This is a genomic window from Bdellovibrio sp. SBM16, from assembly GCF_056175625.1.
Genome location: NZ_JBJKJG010000007.1, coordinates 190,947 through 208,015 on the forward strand (window position 1 = coordinate 190,947; position 17,069 = coordinate 208,015).

At 44.0% G+C, this 17,069-nt stretch carries 14 protein-coding genes; 10 read left to right on the top strand and 4 right to left on the bottom strand.

Annotated features, from left to right (window positions below):
- Positions 1–42: 42 nt before the first annotated feature.
- Positions 43–504 carry a hypothetical protein gene (locus tag AC04MM_RS09170; RefSeq protein WP_475380048.1) on the top strand — a complete coding sequence of 154 codons (462 nt, stop codon included), beginning with the start codon at positions 43–45 and terminating at the stop codon, positions 502–504.
- Positions 505–508: 4 nt separating this feature from the next.
- On the opposite strand, the gene AC04MM_RS09175 is transcribed toward AC04MM_RS09170, so the two are convergent.
- The 3 genes from AC04MM_RS09175 to AC04MM_RS09185 form a co-directional block, all read right to left on the bottom strand.
- Positions 509–5,152, bottom strand: coding sequence for a tail fiber domain-containing protein (locus AC04MM_RS09175; protein ID WP_475380049.1), 4,644 nt, complete (start codon positions 5,150–5,152; stop codon positions 509–511).
- 201 nt (positions 5,153–5,353) lie between these two features.
- On the bottom strand, positions 5,354–5,995 hold the full coding sequence (locus tag AC04MM_RS09180) for a hemerythrin domain-containing protein (RefSeq protein ID WP_475380050.1): 642 nt from the start codon (positions 5,993–5,995) through the stop codon (positions 5,354–5,356).
- Between the two features lie 91 nt (positions 5,996–6,086).
- Positions 6,087–6,977 (bottom strand): hypothetical protein, encoded by an 891-nt coding sequence (locus tag AC04MM_RS09185; RefSeq protein WP_475380051.1) that lies wholly within the window; start codon positions 6,975–6,977, stop codon positions 6,087–6,089.
- A gap of 161 nt (positions 6,978–7,138) precedes the next feature.
- Between AC04MM_RS09185 and AC04MM_RS09190 the strand changes: the two genes are divergently transcribed.
- The gene (locus tag AC04MM_RS09190) at positions 7,139–7,864 is read left to right on the top strand and encodes a VC0807 family protein (protein ID WP_475380052.1); all 726 of its coding nucleotides are present in this window, start codon (positions 7,139–7,141) and stop codon (positions 7,862–7,864) included.
- On the opposite strand, the gene AC04MM_RS09195 is transcribed toward AC04MM_RS09190, so the two are convergent.
- Positions 7,861–8,610, bottom strand: a complete 750-nt coding sequence (locus AC04MM_RS09195; protein WP_475380053.1) for a hypothetical protein — start codon at positions 8,608–8,610, stop codon at positions 7,861–7,863. The two genes, AC04MM_RS09190 and AC04MM_RS09195, sit on opposite strands and share 4 nt — an antisense overlap.
- A 168-nt stretch (positions 8,611–8,778) precedes the next feature.
- Between AC04MM_RS09195 and sohB the strand changes: the two genes are divergently transcribed.
- The 8 genes from sohB (at position 8,779) to AC04MM_RS09235 (ending at position 16,981) form a co-directional block, all read left to right on the top strand.
- Positions 8,779–9,795: a protease SohB gene (gene sohB, locus AC04MM_RS09200; RefSeq protein ID WP_475380054.1), complete on the top strand. Its 1,017-nt coding sequence runs from the start codon at positions 8,779–8,781 to the stop codon at positions 9,793–9,795.
- 135 nt (positions 9,796–9,930) lie between these two features.
- Positions 9,931–10,911 (top strand): ABC transporter ATP-binding protein, encoded by a 981-nt coding sequence (locus tag AC04MM_RS09205; protein WP_475380055.1) that lies wholly within the window; start codon positions 9,931–9,933, stop codon positions 10,909–10,911.
- A 9-nt stretch (positions 10,912–10,920) separates the two neighbouring features.
- The gene (locus AC04MM_RS09210; protein WP_475380056.1) at positions 10,921–11,940 is read left to right on the top strand and encodes an ABC transporter ATP-binding protein; all 1,020 of its coding nucleotides are present in this window, start codon (positions 10,921–10,923) and stop codon (positions 11,938–11,940) included.
- Between the two features lie 18 nt (positions 11,941–11,958).
- On the top strand, positions 11,959–13,683 hold the full coding sequence (locus tag AC04MM_RS09215) for a peptide ABC transporter substrate-binding protein (RefSeq protein WP_475380057.1): 1,725 nt from the start codon (positions 11,959–11,961) through the stop codon (positions 13,681–13,683).
- 117 nt (positions 13,684–13,800) lie between these two features.
- The gene (locus AC04MM_RS09220) at positions 13,801–14,772 is read left to right on the top strand and encodes an ABC transporter permease (RefSeq protein ID WP_475380058.1); all 972 of its coding nucleotides are present in this window, start codon (positions 13,801–13,803) and stop codon (positions 14,770–14,772) included.
- Between the two features lie 12 nt (positions 14,773–14,784).
- A complete protein-coding gene (locus tag AC04MM_RS09225) occupies positions 14,785–16,074 on the top strand; it encodes an ABC transporter permease (protein WP_475380059.1) in 1,290 nt (429 codons plus the stop codon).
- A gap of 131 nt (positions 16,075–16,205) precedes the next feature.
- Positions 16,206–16,697 (top strand): hypothetical protein, encoded by a 492-nt coding sequence (locus AC04MM_RS09230; protein ID WP_475380060.1) that lies wholly within the window; start codon positions 16,206–16,208, stop codon positions 16,695–16,697.
- Between the two features lie 44 nt (positions 16,698–16,741).
- Positions 16,742–16,981, top strand: a complete 240-nt coding sequence (locus tag AC04MM_RS09235; RefSeq protein ID WP_475380061.1) for a twin-arginine translocase TatA/TatE family subunit — start codon at positions 16,742–16,744, stop codon at positions 16,979–16,981.
- The last annotated feature ends 88 nt before the right edge of the window (positions 16,982–17,069 follow it).

Genomic DNA, 17,069 nt, shown 5'->3' on the forward strand with positions numbered 1-17,069 from the left:
CACCACCTACTTTTGCAAAGATGAATTCAAAGAGGGGTTTAAATGAGCAAAATTTTATTTTCTGCGCTAATCATGCCACTTGCACTTTTAACTACGGCTTGCGCACCGAACGGCAGCACGACAAAATCAACCGGCAACGATCAGGTTAATGAATTCGTCATCAATAACTTAACCGTAAACAAGTGGTGTCAGAAAAATCAGACCAGTGGTGCCATTGATTTTTTATGGACGTTTAAACGCGATAACACCGCCCTTGTTAACGAAGCTGCCACGCAAAATCAGGATACATATTTCTGGACCATCAACAACGATAATTTACTCACTGTACGCAGCCAAAAAAATGGCCCAACGCTTTTTACTAAAAAAGTCAGCTATGGCTACGATGTGAATGCGCACAAACGCAGCATGCGCTGGATCGACCCACAGGCGCAACCGACATGCGACAGCCAAGGCGTATGCGGTATTTCATCAACTGACATCACTTCTTTTTCCGAGTGTGATTAATTAATTAATTTTTCTGATTTAATGATTTTTCAATGCGATCCAGGCGCTCTTTTAGCTCTTTGATCTCTTGCTCTTTAGCCTTATTGTCTTCTTTTAACGAAGCAATCTCACGCTGGACGCCGGTAATTTCGTAGTACAGATCTTTAATCGCATTCACCATCGCCCAAAAGATCGGCGTGGTATTTAGCGATAAAAAGCCATCTTTATCCATGGTAACCGCTTCTGGAATTTGCTTTTGAACCTGCTGCGCAAGCACACCGGAGAATTCTTTTTCCGGATCGATATCTTTAACGTTACCATTTTTATAACGATAAATAATCGTGTCGATGTTTAGAAGTTCGTTTAAACCCCGGTTATAACCGCGCACCACATCTTTTAGCCTTGCATCAGACGGCACAGTCCATGCAATATCACCGCCTGCGCGATACGGCGTTCCGGTAATACGGATATCACCGGCAACATCCAGCTGATATTGTGCAGCCGAGTTCATACCTAATCCGACAAAACCAGTGGCACGCGCAACCGCTACACCGTATTTTTCAACACCGTTTTCTAAAGTGATTAATTGTAACAAATCAGAGCCCGAGTTGTAACGTAAAATACCGCCATAGGCTGTAGTATTAAACTCAGAGATAAAAATATCGCGGTAATAGGTGTCTTGCGAATCAATCCTCAACGCGGTGGCATTGGCTGCACCGAGGCCGCCGATATTTACTTTTGCGGTCGGTGACGTTGTTCCAAAACCGACATTGGCTGCCGCATCGATGTGTAACGCCGTGGTTGGCGTAGCTGAGTTGGATTGACCAACACGCACACTTAAACCGTGGTAGACATTCATTTTCATCCCGTCCCACACACCTTCACCATCATTATTGTTCAAGTTGTTGTAAATGGTATGATTTCTATCAGTGGCCGTATTTGATAATGCTAAACGCCCGCGATTGGTATGAATATTACCTGCCAGTGAAGAAATATGACTTTGCACTTGTAATTGAGCCGCTGCCTCACTCGGGCCTGATTTAATTAATAAACCTTGTTGTGAAACCGAGGTCCCCCAACTTCCAAGCTGTATGGTGTGTAAACCACGGCGATGAAACGCTATTGCCGGAGCCGAAACAGCATTTGGTGAAACTAGCTCAAACACGTCATTAAAATCCGGATTTAAATTAGCTGAAACGACATCGGTTTCAGTACCGGCTTTAATTTTTCCGACCACGCGCAGTTTCGCATCCACATCCGTTGTGCCGATACCGATATTGCCAGACGTATCTTTCACATACATCGCAGTTACAGGCGCGCCCGGCGCCAGATTGTTATCCACCGAAGCATAACCATTTAAGAATAAACCTCCACCGTAATTCATCCATCCCCAGGTGCGGCCATAAGTACCATTTACTTTAGATGTATTTACCGTGTACAACGCTGGATAATCAGAAGCCGTAACCGCCAGATCACCGCCTGAAACCTGAAACTTTACAGCCGGAGTATTAATGCCGACCCCGACATTGCCATTCGGAAGAATTGAAAGCTTCTCAGTTCCTGAGACAAACATTGCCATACGCTCGCCGTTTACATTTGTCGGACCATAATAAAAAACCGAACCGGTGGTATCTGAACCGGCATTAAAACGCACGCCAGCCAAACCTGTCTTTGCTGTTGCTAAATCCAATAAAGCGTAATCGTCGTCTTCAAGCATGGCCGTTGTGTTTACCGCAACAAAAGTAGATGCACTGGCGTTACCGGTATACACATGTAATCTCGAAAATGGGCTCATTGTGCCGATACCGACACTTCCTAAATTGTTGATCGTAAAACGATCGACGGCACCTGACCAGGTCGAATCAGTCGTGCTCGTATCAGCAATGACAAACTGATTACCCTTAACACCGGCCGTATAGTGTTTATGAGTCATGTTTTTAAATTTAATGCCTGAGGCATATGAAACCGATGGCGTATTTTCAATAATAATATTACCGCTGACGACATGTAGTTTATCACCCGGATTGGTCGTACCAATACCCACATTTCCGGTTGTGTGCACGCGCATGCGTTCAACGTCATTCGAGAAAAATGCAACCACTCCGTTATTACCAAGTGCGGGCCCCGGCGAAAACATACCCGTATCACCGTCTGCACCAAAAGCATAACCATTGGTAGAGTTATCAGTGGCATTTGGCGCTCCCTGATCAGCACGAAAGCCGGTTGCCAGAACCCGCGCTGAACCACTGATCGAACCAGCAACATTTAAATTACCGGCGATTCCCGCGCCGCCCTGAACGACCAAAGCCCCGTTTGACGAGTTTGTCGAAGCTAGCGTGCTAGAGACAACCACGCTGCCTGCACCAGCGTTTGGCTGCATCACGATATCACCGCTGGCATTGGTTAATAAAGCTGCATTATCAAAAGTTCCCGGATTAGCTGTAGTTGCAATCGCTCGGCGCGTGTTATTTGCATTCGTCAGATAAAAATTAAAACCATCGTACTCGACAGTACCTGATTGCGGCGAAGCTAACAGGGTACCGGATGTAAACTTTAACGGCGCCACTGTTGTTGAGCCACTCGCCAAATGTAAGCGCGCAGACGGTGCTGTTACCCCAATTCCGACATTACCGCCCGATTTCATTAATAAAAGATTACCAAAGCCTGATGCCGGATTTACAAATTCCCAGGCTGATAGAAAACTAGTTTGATTAAAATAACCGGCCATCACTTTTGCGCCGACGGTCCCGTTGCCACTAAAAATTCCAAGATTCCCACTTGCATGTAATGATGCCCCGGCCGGAATTTCGCCTACACCGCCGTACTCAGAAGTTAAACCAATGACATTGGTCACACCTAATCGCAACGAAGGCATACCTCCATTTGGCGTAATATAAGCGCGCGTCACATTGCCAGAATCTGTTAAATTTAACCAATGCGCAGATTGCGACGGCGCACCTTTTAAAGTCAGTACATTCTGGCTTAGGTCGCTATTCTGAATCTGCAACATCGCATTCGGAACCGCGGTGCCCGTGCCAATACCGACCGTACCACTTCCGACAATCGTCAACCGGGTTTGCCCGTTGGTATCAAAGCGCATCTGATCATTACTTGCTGAGGCGTTAAACTGATAACTTAAAGCTCCTCGTGAAGCCGCGCCAGTAACACCGAAATAAACATTTGCCTTACGCACTGAAGAGGTAAATAAACCTAAGGCCACATCAGCTGATTCATTATCAAAAGTAGCCACGGTGCCTGGCGCCGGTGTGTTCGGCGTAAGACCATCACCATCGACAGAAAGTTTGGCCAGCGGCGTATTGGTTCCGACACCCACATCGCCACCCGTAAAAAATATATGACTTCCCGCAGTTGTCCATTGTGAGCTCGTGATCGCTGAAACTGCAGAAGTTAAATTCGCAAATGAGACTGCGGTTTGATTTGCAAGTGTCGTCACAGTGTTTGACACGGTCGTTAAATGTGTCGTGACGTTGGTAACACTAACACTCGAGGCTTTATTACTGAAATTGATATAATCAGCATTACTTAATAAGCCGGCAGTCACGGCACCAACCGAAGCCAGCGGAATATTAAAGGTGTGCACGCCGCCTGCGGTGTCAATAGCCGGGGCCGTGCCGGCAGTACCGAACTGGAAAGTTTGGGTGTTACTTGCTGAGCCATTGAGTAAAGTTAAGCCTGCACCACTGACACCTAAAGCTGTCCAGGCTGAGCCATTACAGTACTCGATGGCACCTGCATTATAGCGAATTGTACCAGCAAAACTGGTTGCACAAGTAGCTGCTTCAAAACTTACACGCACCCCACCCGAAACATCTAAGGCCGTGACCGCTGAAGTCGTGCCGATCCCGACATAACCCGCATTATAAAATAATGAAGCCCCGCTGGTTACCCATTGAGAACTGGTCATCGAAGCAAAGCTTGCGGCCACTGAAGACTGCAGGCTTGAAACTGAGCTTGAGAGTGAGCTCACTGTGGATGAAACCGAAAACACCGTTGATGAAACCTGCGATAAATTCGCAGTCACCGTCGTAAGACTTGCTCCGTCGGCCGGGGTATAGCCCAACGCTGTAATCACCGAGCCAGAAGTTACGCCACCGCCGCTGCCGCCACCAGTTGCCACGCACGAAAACGACGAACCATTATAGGTGATCGCATCACTTACCCCGCACGCCGGCAAAATTGACATCTGTACAAAGTCGGAAACTTCTAAGCCGTTAAATTTTTGCGCATCGTTGGCGTACATCGCGTAGGGAACCGCATTGATATTCATCGCAGGCAGTGTTTGCCAACCGGTACCATCATTAAACTGCATCACAACTTTTCTGGCATCATTGGCCATCGGTGTATACACCGCCGGAGCCCCGCCGCCAGTATCACAGGCCATATTCGGTGTGATATTTGAAAATACTTGCTCAAATGTCGTACTGCTGGCAGGAAAAGATTTGATTCCACTTCCTAATGAAAATGAAATTAAACCGCCGGTTGAAGACATATTAACCGAAGAGTACGATTCAGAATAAAGTCTACAGCTACCAGTCGGATCTAAAATCGTAAACTGAAAACCAACGCTGGTGGCTTCGAGCGGTAAACCATTGGGTTTGATAATCTTGGCCTGATATGTGGTTTTCGAAGGGCCGGCAATAGCGATCACACTGCTAAAGAATAGCAGCAACAATGTCGCAAAATGAGACAAGCAGTACCGTCCAGTCATTGGGTTCACAATGACATTTCGGCAAAAACTGTCGATCAGTTAATCTCTGGATAAGCACTTATTAGACTTAATAAAATAATTTTCATCACTAGCCTAAACCTGTGTTAAATTGCAGTCAAAACTCAACTCCCCAGACTTACTCTAAAGAAAAATCCCTTTGGCGCGAATTTCACTCATTCCGAGATAGGTTTCACAGAGGTTAATATAATCGCTGGTTAAATTATTAAGCTCATCTGAATTCATCCGGGTTTGCGCGAGCGGAAAAATTTCTTTTTCTTCTTTTTTAAAATGATTAGCCACCAATTCGCAGAACATCAAACTTTTCGCTTCTACGTCCTCTGTCCACAAAGCCATAAAATGCATATCTCGTAAATCATCCATCACCTGAAAAATCAGTTCATGTTCGTCTTGCGCCAAGTTACCTTCTACCCGCGGCTCTTTTTCTGGGCTTGCAATCATAAGTTTATAGAGCGTTGATTCTTCGGCTTTTGCATGCATTTCAAAAAGTTGCAGCAATCTATCCAAGTGAAACTGTTTATCTCGATCAGAACTATCGCGATCCAAACAAACGACCAGCGATTCTTTCATATAGTTGTGATGTTGTTTTAGCACATCGGTAAGTTTTGCACTTGTTCGCAGTGTTTTACTCATTTCTTGTCTGATCTCAGCCACAGTATGCACTTCGCCACGCAGCGATTTGCGCAAGTCATGCAGCATCTCGTGAAGCATGCCGTGACTGGTGGTGGTTGCATAGGTCGACTCTTTGTTATCGGCAATGGTCATAATGCCCCCTTTTGCTTACACAGCATAAAAAGAGCAAAGGCTATTCCATGAAACGAATTGCTATTTGTTTGGAGTGAAGTCCAGATGAGAATTACTTAACGTTTGATCCGGGGTTGACTCCGGCAAACTCCGCTCGGCAAAAACTTGCATTGCGCGGTAAAGTCATTTTAGTAAATGATTTGTTTGATTGCGGCGATAATAAAACCGCGTCCATTCCAGAATCATCGGCAATTTTTGCAAAGTTTTTATCGAAGTACTGGTAGTTCCATTGCCCTTGCACTAACATTTGCGACGGGTTCGGATTATTAACGGTAACCGTCACATGCGTTTGATCCGCAGGAATGCGGCAGGTTGCGGAAAGATTTTTTTGATCCAGCATAAACGTAGACGTGCCGGTATTTTGCACGAACAGGTCCTGTTTTTGCTTGTGTGCCTGAGTTTCAGCCTTAGCGTAGGCTTGCTCATAAGCAGGTCTTAACGCTGACCACTTAGCTTCACAACCGGCAAAATGAGTTTCAAAAGCACGGCCTGACAACTCAGTTCCATGTTTGTTGCCAATTTGTTCTGCGCGCGGCACAGAACAAAACGACGTCTTATAGGTGTTTTCCATTGTGTTTTTTAACGACGCAAAAGATGACATCGTCATGCAAGCTCCCATTTTTTTCTCAACCTCAGCCTTTGACTGGCCGGCTTCAACCGCAGTTTGCGTCATCTTGATGATTTCACTGGTTTGACAAATTTGATTTTTCTTTTCATCAAAACCTGCACGGTAATCAGCCTGATATTGCGCCGGAGAATACTCAGCCCCCTCACACGAATTAGCAGTTTTTAACCCTGGCATATTGATTTGACCATTAGCCGCATCGGCCGCACCTTGATTTTTTGCAGAAGTTGCGTTGCAAGTTAATTTTTGAAGCATGGCACATGAGCCGGTCGTCACTAGAGCCGAAACTAAAAGCGATATTTTAAATGCAGTTTTCATGAAGTTACTCTCCCAATGCAATAATTGAATCTTCGATATAACTGCTTTGCAATCACATCCCGCGTAAAGCTCAAAATAAAAGCAACACTTCAAAGTAAAGCTAATCCAACCGCATATAAGGTATTGACCTTAAAAGCCATAAGGTTAGACAATCACGGACTATGCAGAAATCAAACCCCAACAACAGTTTTACGCATATCCTGATCAACATCATCTTGCCGGTGTATATTTTAAACAAAGGTGCAAACTGGGGATTGTCACCCCAAAACGCCTTGCTTGTTGCCTTAGCTCTACCGCTATGTTCGGGTTTGTATTCAATTTACAAAAACAAAAAAATGGATTTTATCTCGCTTTTGGGTTTGCTGAATATCTTGATTTCAGGAACGTTGTCGTTAATGGCTCTGGGCGGAATCTGGTTCGCTATCAAAGAAGCCTTATTTCCACTGCTTATCGGTGTATTTGTTTTATTTTCAAGCTTTGGCCAAAGCCCGTTTTTTGAATCTTTATTCCTGAATCCGGCGGCTTTTGATGTCGATAAAATCCAGCAAAAGATTACAGAAACCAACAAAGAAAATGATTTTAAAGCGCTCATGAAAAGTTCGACCCAGCTGTTATCGCTGTCATTTTTAATGAGTGCTATCTTAAACTTTTTATTAGCTCTCAGAATTTTTACGCCGCTGGCAGAAAATCTTACCAGCGAAGAAAAACAAAACATTTTAAACCAACAACTGGGCCAGATGACGATGTATTCAATGGCCGTAATTTTAGTGCCGTCAATCATCTTCCTGGGTGCGATTTTATTTTACACCTTCAGAAAACTAACTGCCCTGACCGGCCTATCAACTAACGATCTATTCTTACAGGAAAAAGTAAATCCAAAAGGTTAGAAATCCCAGCCACCTTCTGGCGGCGGTGGTGGCGGTGGCGGAGGAATCGGCGCATCGCCAAAGCCTGAATCATACATTCCCGGCGCATTACCGAAATCACCCGGTGGTGGCGGCGGTGGCGGAAAATCCTCAAAGCTATCCTGTGGCATGGTATTAAAATCACCCGGCGGCGGCGGTGGGAAATCAAACGTATCCGGCGGCGGTGGCATATACCCCCCACCTGATGATCCCGATGAACCACCACCAAATGATGAGCCACCTTTTTGCATCCACTTATTGCGGCCACGCTTACGTAAGTCATAACGTGGGCGCTGGTTAAAAATTCCCAATTCTTCTTCTTCGCTGATCACATCCTGCGGAGAGTACTGGGCAATGATGCTTTTCTTAATAGCGATATGCTGCTTACGGCCTTCTTCTACTACCCGTTGGGCACGCTGTTTGACTTCGACATCATCGTAGTACTCTTTAGAAACATCCTGTGCCACACCTTGTGAATCGATGATGCCCGGAAGCTGCGGTTTGCGTGTTTTTTTATGTTCGTTGACTGCTTTTTCGCGGGCCGAATCCCACTGCTCTTGTTCTTCTAGCCACAGCGATAAGCCTTTATTCTGCTCTTTTTCGACTCTCTTTTTTTCATCTTCGAATTCTTTAAAGGCTTTACGACGGTTCGACTCATGCTGCAGATCTTCTTTTAATCGATCAGCTAATTCCTGATCATAGGCGAAGCTTTTCGCACTGAAAACCATACAGCTAAGAAGTAAGAGTAAATATCTCACTCCTTCTTTATCTCATAAATTGGCAAACTTGGCGTCATATCTTTTGGGAAAAACTCCTCAATTCCCGACTTTTGTCTTTATCTTGCCGCAGTTTTACAGTAAGTTTTTGGCACCTTTAAAACAAATGAAAGGGATGTTATGGAGATTCTTCAACAATTAGGTTTATTCTTCGGACAAACACTGATTATCGTTTTGGCGATTGTAGCTGTTATTTTAACCATCGCTGCAGCCGCAGTTAAAAATAAAATGGGTAAAACTTTCGAAGTCGAAATCATCAACGACAAGATCGAAGACCAAAAAGAAGCTTTAAATTCAATCATCTTGAATGATGCCGAGCTAAAAAAAGAGAAAAAGCGCCTTAAAAAAGAAGCTAAAGACGAAGAAAAATCTCCAAAACAATTCAGTTATTTGCTCGACTTCCTTAAAGGCGATATCGAAGCTTCTGCCGTTGATCACCTTAAAGAAGAAATCAATGCCGTGTTGGCTGTGGCCAAACAAGGTGACGAAGTTATTCTACGTATTGAAAGCCCGGGCGGCGTGGTGCACGGCTACGGCTTGGCGGCAGCTCAGATTTTACGCCTTCGCGAGGCAGGCCTAAGCGTTACTGTTTGTGTCGACAAAGTTGCGGCCTCTGGCGGCTACCTGATGTCCTGCGTAGCCCATCAGATCATTGCCTCACCGTTTGCCATTATCGGATCGATCGGCGTTGTCGCTCAGGTTCCGAACTTCAACCGCCTGCTTAAAAAGCATGATGTGGATTTTAAAGAATATACGGCCGGTGATTTTAAGCGCACGGTAAGCATTTTTGGCGAAATTACCGAAAAAGGCGAAGCTAAATTCCGTGAACAATTAGAGATTACACACCTGTTATTCAAAGGCTTTGTCGGCAAATTCCGCCCGCAGCTCAACATGGATAAAGTAGCTACCGGTGAATACTGGTACGGGCAAACCGCTCTTGATCTGAATTTGGTCGACAAGATCCAAACCAGTGATGATTACATCTTAAACAAGACCAAAACTCACAAGGTTTTAAAAATTTCATGCGAGAAAAAACCGACCCTGTCAGATAAGTTATCAGATGCTTTAAGTAAAAGTGTTTCTTTAACAATTGACAAACTGGTCAGTCAGTTATCGGCAAAAAAGCAAAACCTCTAATCAACAAACAACCAATATCGCTGCGCATCATAGGGATGGCAGCTTTATTTATAACTAGAGTTCGGGTACTAAAGGCACAGTGAAAAAATCCCGCCAGTGGGATTTTTAAGCTTATCGAATTGAGGGAATGAAACATTGGAACCGGTTTTAAAAGTTCGTGATCTAGAAACTACATTTTATTTAAAAACAGGGCCGTTCCGCGCTGTTAACCGCATCTCTTACGATATCGGCCGTGGCGAAACTTTGGGTATTGTTGGCGAATCTGGGTGTGGCAAATCAGTCACTTCATTTTCATTAATGCAATTAGTAGCTACACCAGGAAAAATCACGCACGGTTCAGCCGTTTTACAAGGCGTGGATCTGGTCAAACAAACGCCAAGCCAAATGGAAAGCATCCGCGGCGGCAAAATGGCGATGATCTTCCAGGAACCAATGACCGCACTTAATCCGGTATTAACTATCGGCTACCAAATGGATGAACAGATCCAAAAACATTTAAAACTAAGCGCCAAAGATTCACGTGACCGTGCGATTGAAATGTTACAGTTAGTCGGCATTCCGTCACCTGCTGACCGTTACGCCGCTTACCCACACCACCTTTCGGGCGGTATGCGCCAACGTGCCATGATTGCGATGGCCTTATCTTGCAATCCGACATTATTGATCGCCGACGAGCCAACAACAGCGCTGGATGTAACCATCCAGGCGCAGATCTTAGAGCTATTTCAAAGCTTACAAGAAAAATTTAACATGTCGGTGCAATTCATCACACATGACTTAGGAGTGATTTCTGAAGTTTCTGATAACGTCCTGGTGATGTACGGCGGACAAATGTGCGAAAAAGGCAATACCCAAGACGTATTAACCAGCCCGCGCCACCCGTACACAGCGGCACTTATCGAATCGCGCCCGCGCATCGGAACCCATACAAAACGTTTAAAAACCATCGAAGGCTCGGTGCCGGCGCCGCACGAATTACCGGCCGGCTGCCCGTTTGCGACCCGCTGTTCACGTGTTAAAACTGAATGCTGGTCAAACAAACCGCCGATGACGGCGTTTAAAAACTCTTCAGGCCGCGAACAATCAGTTGCGTGCTTTAACCCAATGCCAAACTAGGAGATTAAAATGAGTGAGCACGCTAAAAATTCCGACTCAGAAAACATTTTAGTCGCAAAAAATATTAAAAAATATTTTCCTATTAAAAAAGGTTTCTTTTTACGTCATGTTGGCGATGTTAAAGCTGTTGATGATGTAAGCCTCACTGTCCGCAAAGGTGAAACGCTAGGTTTAGTTGGCGAATCAGGTTGCGGAAAATCAACCTTAGGCAGAACACTAATCCGCTTATACGAACCTACTTCTGGCCAGATTGAATTCGAACAAAAGAATTTCTTGGATGCTTCCGGTCGTGAATTACGTTCGGCCCGTAAAGATATTCAGATGATCTTCCAGGATCCGTATGCTTCTTTAGACCCGCGTATGACCGTAGGTCAGATCATCGAACAACCTTTCGTGATTCACAACATCTTAGGCCCGAAAGAACGTGAGGCACGCGTAAAACAGTTATTAGAACTGGTAGGTTTACGCCCGTCACACATCAACCGTTACCCGCATGAATTCTCTGGCGGCCAACGCCAGCGTATCTCGATTGCGCGTGCGATTGCACTTGATCCAAAACTTATTATCTGTGACGAACCGGTTTCTGCATTAGATGTTTCGATTCAGGCGCAGATCTTAAATCTACTAAAGGATTTACAAGAGCGTTTAGGTTTAACCTATATTTTTATTTCGCATGATTTATCAGTGATCGAGCACGTTTGTGACCGCGTAGCGGTCATGTATTTAGGCCGCATTGTCGAAATCACCACGCGCGAAGAATTATTCAAAAACCCACACCACCCGTACACGCACGCTTTATTAGGATCAATTCCTTCAATCGGGACAGGTAAGAAAAAGATGGCAAAAATCTTAACCGGAGAAATTCCTTCGCCGATTAATCCGCCGTCGGGTTGTACGTTCCACCCACGCTGTCCTTATAAACAGGATAAATGTGTAACGGAACGCCCAGAGCTTACTGGGGAAGTAAGCCACCAAGCTGCATGTCATTATAAGTTAAATTCAACAACACAAAAGGAGTTGTCGCGCTAACCGCGCGCAAGGAGATTTATGAAAAATTTATCGAAACTTTTAGTAGTAGCCATGCTGGTTGCTGCTTGTACTAAAAAAGACGCTGGTCAAGGCGGCGACGTACAAGCCCAAGGAGCGGCGAAATTAACAAACAACGAATTAAAAATCGGTATCTCTCAGGAGTTCGAGAATTTTAATCCATTAATCGCATCGATGTTGGCAACAACATACATGCAACGTATGGTGAACAGAACTCTGGTGGTGATTGATGCTGACGGTAAATGGGTTCCGCAATTAGCGAAATCTATCCCGACTCTTGAAAACGGCGGCGCTAAAGTTGTTAAACTTGGCGGCAAAGAAAAAATCCAGGCAACTTGGGAAATCTTAGACAATGCAGTATGGGGCGACGGCCAACCAGTAACTTGCGACGATTTCGCATTAGCCGTTAAGATCGCTTCTTCTCCAAACGTCGGTGTTGGTGAAAAAGAAGTTTACACACAAATTGAAAAAATCGAGAACTTAGATAAAAACCCTAAAAAATGCTTATTCACATACGATAAAGCAAAATGGGATTTCTATATGCTTGGTACGTTCTATCCGGTACCAAAATCTTTAGAAGAAGCAGTATTTAAAAAATACGGCTCACAAAAAGAAGGTTACGAGAAGAACTCGTTGTACTCTAAAGAGCCTACAAATGTTGGTTTATACAACGGTCCATACGTTATCTCTGAGATCCAGTTAGGTGATCACGTTACGTTTGTGCCAAACCCTAAATTCTACGGCACCCAACCAAACATCAAAAAAATCATCGTAAAACTAATCCCTAACACTGGTACTTTAGAGGCGAACTTACGTTCTGGTACGATTGATTTAATTTCTACTCTAGGTTTAGCTTTAGATCAGGCACTTGCTTTCGAGAAAAAAGTTAAAGCTGAAAACTTAAACTTCCAGGTTTTATTCCAGCCATCGACTGTGTATGAGCACATCGACTTAAACTTAGATAACCCGTTTTTAAAAGATGTTCGCGTTCGCAAAGCTTTAAACTATGCGATCAACAAAGAAGATCTGGTAAACGCGCTATTTGAAGGTAAACAACAACCGGCCATCCACTCAATCACTCCGCGTGACCCATGGTTTACTGCTGATCCGGCTAAAGTTACTCTTTACAAATACAACAAACGCGAAGCTGAGCGTTTATTAGATGAAGCTGGCTGGAAACCAGGTCCAGATGGCATCCGCGTTAAAGATGGCAAACGTCTGTCTTTCACAGTGATGACAACTGCTGGTAACAAAACGCGTGAATTAGTTCAGGTTTATCTTCAAAACCAATGGAAACAAGTTGGTATCGAAGTTCAAGCTAAGAACGAACCAGCGCGTGTATTCTTCGGTGAAACCACTAAAAAACGTGCGTTTGATTCAATGGCGTTATTTGCGTGGGTTTCTTCACCTGAGAACACTCCAAAATCAACTTTCTCGTCTAAAAATATTCCATCTGCTAAAAACGGTTGGTCTGGCCAAAACTACATGGGCTGGTCAAACCCACAAGTAGATAAAACTTTAGAAGCTTTAGATACTGAAATGAAACACGAAAAGCGCGTTGAGATGATTCACGAAGTATTAAAAGCTTACACTGAGGAAGTTCCGGTATTACCGTTATACTACCGTTCAGATGTAGCTGTTATTCCAACGCAGCTTAAAGGCTACCGTCTTACGGGTCACCAGTTCCCAGAGACAAACGTAGTTGAGCTTTGGAACTTAGAATAAAGAGACCCTTAAGCTTCTTTATTTGATCAGCCTTCGGCTGACCTTATCCTGAAGGGAGCGCTAGCGCGCTCCTTTTGTGTTAAAAGTTATTTTTGTTTTTTTGAGGAACCTTAAACGATGACTACATATATTCTTAGACGTTTGGTGCAGACATTGATGGTAATCGTAATTTTATCTTACGTTTGCTTCAGTTTAATGACGTTAATGCCTGGCGACCCGATTGAGTTAATGATTTCGGCAAATCCTAAAATCACTCAAGAAGACGTTGTTCGTTTAAGAGCGTTTTATGGGTTAGACCAACCTACTTATGTTCGTTACTTTAACTGGGTTTCTGAAATCGCCAAAGGCGATTTAGGTTACTCTCGTACCTACCGTATTCCCGTAACCGAGATGATGGGACCATCTTTAAAAGCGACCTTTATATTATCAATGGGTTCGCTTCTCTTTGCTATTTTAGTCGGGATTCCACTGGGCATTTACTGCGCTTTGAAACCGAACTCCAAGGTCGATTACCTTGTTAATATTTTTAATTTCGGCGGAATTTCGATTCCATCGTTCTTCTTAGGTATCGTTTTAATTATTATTTTCTCTGTAGGTCTTGGCTGGTTACCGGCCGGCGGCTATCAGACTACCGGTATGCACTACGACAGCTGGTTTTCTGAAGTGTTGGATAAAGCCAAATATTTAATTTTACCGATTCTTTCACTATCAGTTCAGTCAATCGGACGCTTTTCGCGCTTTGCAAGATCTGCCATGGTCGAAGCTATGCGCAATGACTTCATCCGTACAGCACGTGCCAAAGGAATGTCTGAAAAAGTTGTAATCTGGAAACACGGTTTTAGAAATGCACTGATCCCGTTGATCACTATCGTTGCCATCAGCTTTTCATCAGTGTTCTCGGGCGCGCTTATCACTGAATCGTTATTTGCTTACCCTGGTGTGGGCCGTTTGATTTATACCTCAATCATTGGCAATGACTTTAATGTGGCGATGATTTCATTTATCATCTCAATTGCCATGGTACTTATTATGAACCTTGTCGCCGATTTATTATACGGCGCCGCTGACCCGAGAATCTCGTACAAGTAATAAGGAATATACATGAGCGAAGTTGAAACAACCAAACCAGTACAAGAAGCTCCGAACACGCCGCCGACAATGACTGCGAATTTAAAAGCTATTGAAACGTCGCAAACGTTTTTTCAGATTGTTTACTCACAGTTTAAAGAACATAAAGCAGCAGTTTTTGGTGCCTACACGATTTTATTCTTTATATTAGTGGCTTTATTTGCCCCGGCTATAGAATGGGCGACAGGCACAGATTCAGATTCACAAAACGTATTTAACCGTTACAAACCACCGTTTTCAAAAGTTGTGGCTTCGCAGGATGTACGCGAAAGCCAGGTGCAGGCCTTTATCCAGGCAAATCCAGCTGATGCAGCTCAAATCCAAGAACAGCTGCTAGCAAAAAACCTGGTGCAACCGGTCCGTCCTGAAGATGCAATGTATGACTGGGTAAATTTAGAAAAATCTAAAGCCATCGAAACCATGCAGTCTTTAGATACAGCTAAAAAAGACCAGCTAATTAAAATGGTTAATGGCTTTTCCAGCTTTCACCTATTCGGTACCGACGAATTAGGCCGCGATGTTTTAATGCGTCTGGTTTATGGAACTCGCGTTTCCATTGGCGTTGGTATTTTAGTAGCTTTAGCTTCGGCCATCATCGGTCTGATTATCGGATCGTTAGCTGGTTACTACGGCGGCTTTATCGATACCGTTTTGATGCGTGTCACTGACTCGTTATTATCGTTACCGATCTTACCGGTGTTAGTCGTGATCGCTGCTATTGATCTTAAAAAAGTATTAGGTGGTTTAGTCAATGTCGCCAACAACTGGTTCGGCACTGCCGCAGGTAATTTTACCCAAGAGATTGTGAATAACATCTTTTCGGGCGGTAAAGAATCGATCTACAAATTAGTGTTCATTCTTTGTCTGTTCTCGTGGATGACCGTGGCGCGCTTAATCCGTGGCGCCATTTTATCGTTACGCGAGCGCGAGTTTATCTTGGCCTCTAAAACCTTAGGGGCGACAGATCTAACAATTATTGTGCGCCATATGTTCCCAAATGTAATTGCGCCGCTATTGGTCTCGGTAACTTTGGGTGTGGGCGATTCAATTCTTTTCGAAGCGGCGCTGTCATATTTAGGTTTAGGTATCCAGCCACCGATGCCTAGCTGGGGCAATATGTTATTTAATGCCCAGGAGTTAATCTATCAGGCACCGTTCTTAGCGATTCTACCGGGAGTACTTATTTTCCTTGTGGTTGTAAGCTTTAACTTCTTAGGGGATGGTCTACAAGATGCGATCGATCCTAAAACGGTTCGCCGCTAGCACGTCTATTCTCGCGACAACAATGTAATATTTTACCTACAGGGCTCACTCAGAGCCCTTTATTTTTGCTCCCGGCTGGCCTGTGGATTGTAATACCCTTTTATTGAATAGATTTAATGGGGAATAGTTTTATGAAAAGCACAGCTTTACCAACAGTATTTTTATTAGGAATGTTAAGCGTTTCAAATTCATCAATGGCGGCGACCGGTACATCCTTTGAATTAATGTGCCGTAACAAGGCTAAAGAAATCGCGGCAGAAACCTATAATACCTGCGTAACTGAAAACAAACAGTCACAGATCAAAGAAGTGCGTAACGAATACGAAACCGAACTAGCCGCTCTAAAAAAGCGTATGGATGCTAAGCTAAAAAAGATCTCAAAAGGAGAAATGGCCAAATCCCCGGCGCCCACAGCGTTAAGTTCAGACGACAATATCGAAAAACAAAACAATAAACCTTCTAACGAGGGTTATATCAGACGATCTTCTGGGGCGCGTGAGCTTCCTATGAACTCAGAAACAATGCCTAAAGATACACCTAAAGACCAGGTAAAGGGCGATCTTAGCAACAATACAGACGCATCATCGATTGAAATTGTTGAAATACCCGCCGAACAAGAGTAATCTGGACTCCTAAATAGAAAGCAATTTCTTACAAAGGAGCTACCGTGGGTGAGTTTAGCCTTTCACATATTCTGATCTTATCTTTAATCTTATTGATCTTCTTTGGACCAAGCCGTTTACCAGCTTTAGGCCAATCGTTAGGTAAAGCAATTAAAGGTTTCAAACAGGGCCTAAACGAGATCGATACCGACGCAAAAGACGTATCTCCACAGCAACAATTAAATCAAAATCAACAGGGTGTAAATCAAGCACAAAACCAAAAACAAAATCAAAATAACTCTTAAGAGTTGTTTTCTGGTTTTGATCTGCCTTCGGCAGACCTTTTTTCTAAAGGGCGAGTTAACACTCGCCTTTTTTTATTTCTAAAACCGT

Coding starts and splice junctions, on each gene's coding strand:
- AC04MM_RS09180 (WP_475380050.1), bottom strand. CDS start 5,995: ATGACCATTGCCGATAACAAAGAGTCGACCTATGCAACCACCACCAGT.
- AC04MM_RS09210 (WP_475380056.1), top strand. CDS start 10,921: ATGAGTGAGCACGCTAAAAATTCCGACTCAGAAAACATTTTAGTCGCA.
- AC04MM_RS09170 (WP_475380048.1), top strand. CDS start 43: ATGAGCAAAATTTTATTTTCTGCGCTAATCATGCCACTTGCACTTTTA.
- sohB (WP_475380054.1), top strand. CDS start 8,779: ATGGAGATTCTTCAACAATTAGGTTTATTCTTCGGACAAACACTGATT.
- AC04MM_RS09225 (WP_475380059.1), top strand. CDS start 14,785: ATGAGCGAAGTTGAAACAACCAAACCAGTACAAGAAGCTCCGAACACG.
- AC04MM_RS09220 (WP_475380058.1), top strand. CDS start 13,801: ATGACTACATATATTCTTAGACGTTTGGTGCAGACATTGATGGTAATC.
- AC04MM_RS09195 (WP_475380053.1), bottom strand. CDS start 8,610: ATGGTTTTCAGTGCGAAAAGCTTCGCCTATGATCAGGAATTAGCTGAT.
- AC04MM_RS09185 (WP_475380051.1), bottom strand. CDS start 6,977: ATGAAAACTGCATTTAAAATATCGCTTTTAGTTTCGGCTCTAGTGACG.
- AC04MM_RS09230 (WP_475380060.1), top strand. CDS start 16,206: ATGAAAAGCACAGCTTTACCAACAGTATTTTTATTAGGAATGTTAAGC.
- AC04MM_RS09190 (WP_475380052.1), top strand. CDS start 7,139: ATGCAGAAATCAAACCCCAACAACAGTTTTACGCATATCCTGATCAAC.
- AC04MM_RS09215 (WP_475380057.1), top strand. CDS start 11,959: ATGAAAAATTTATCGAAACTTTTAGTAGTAGCCATGCTGGTTGCTGCT.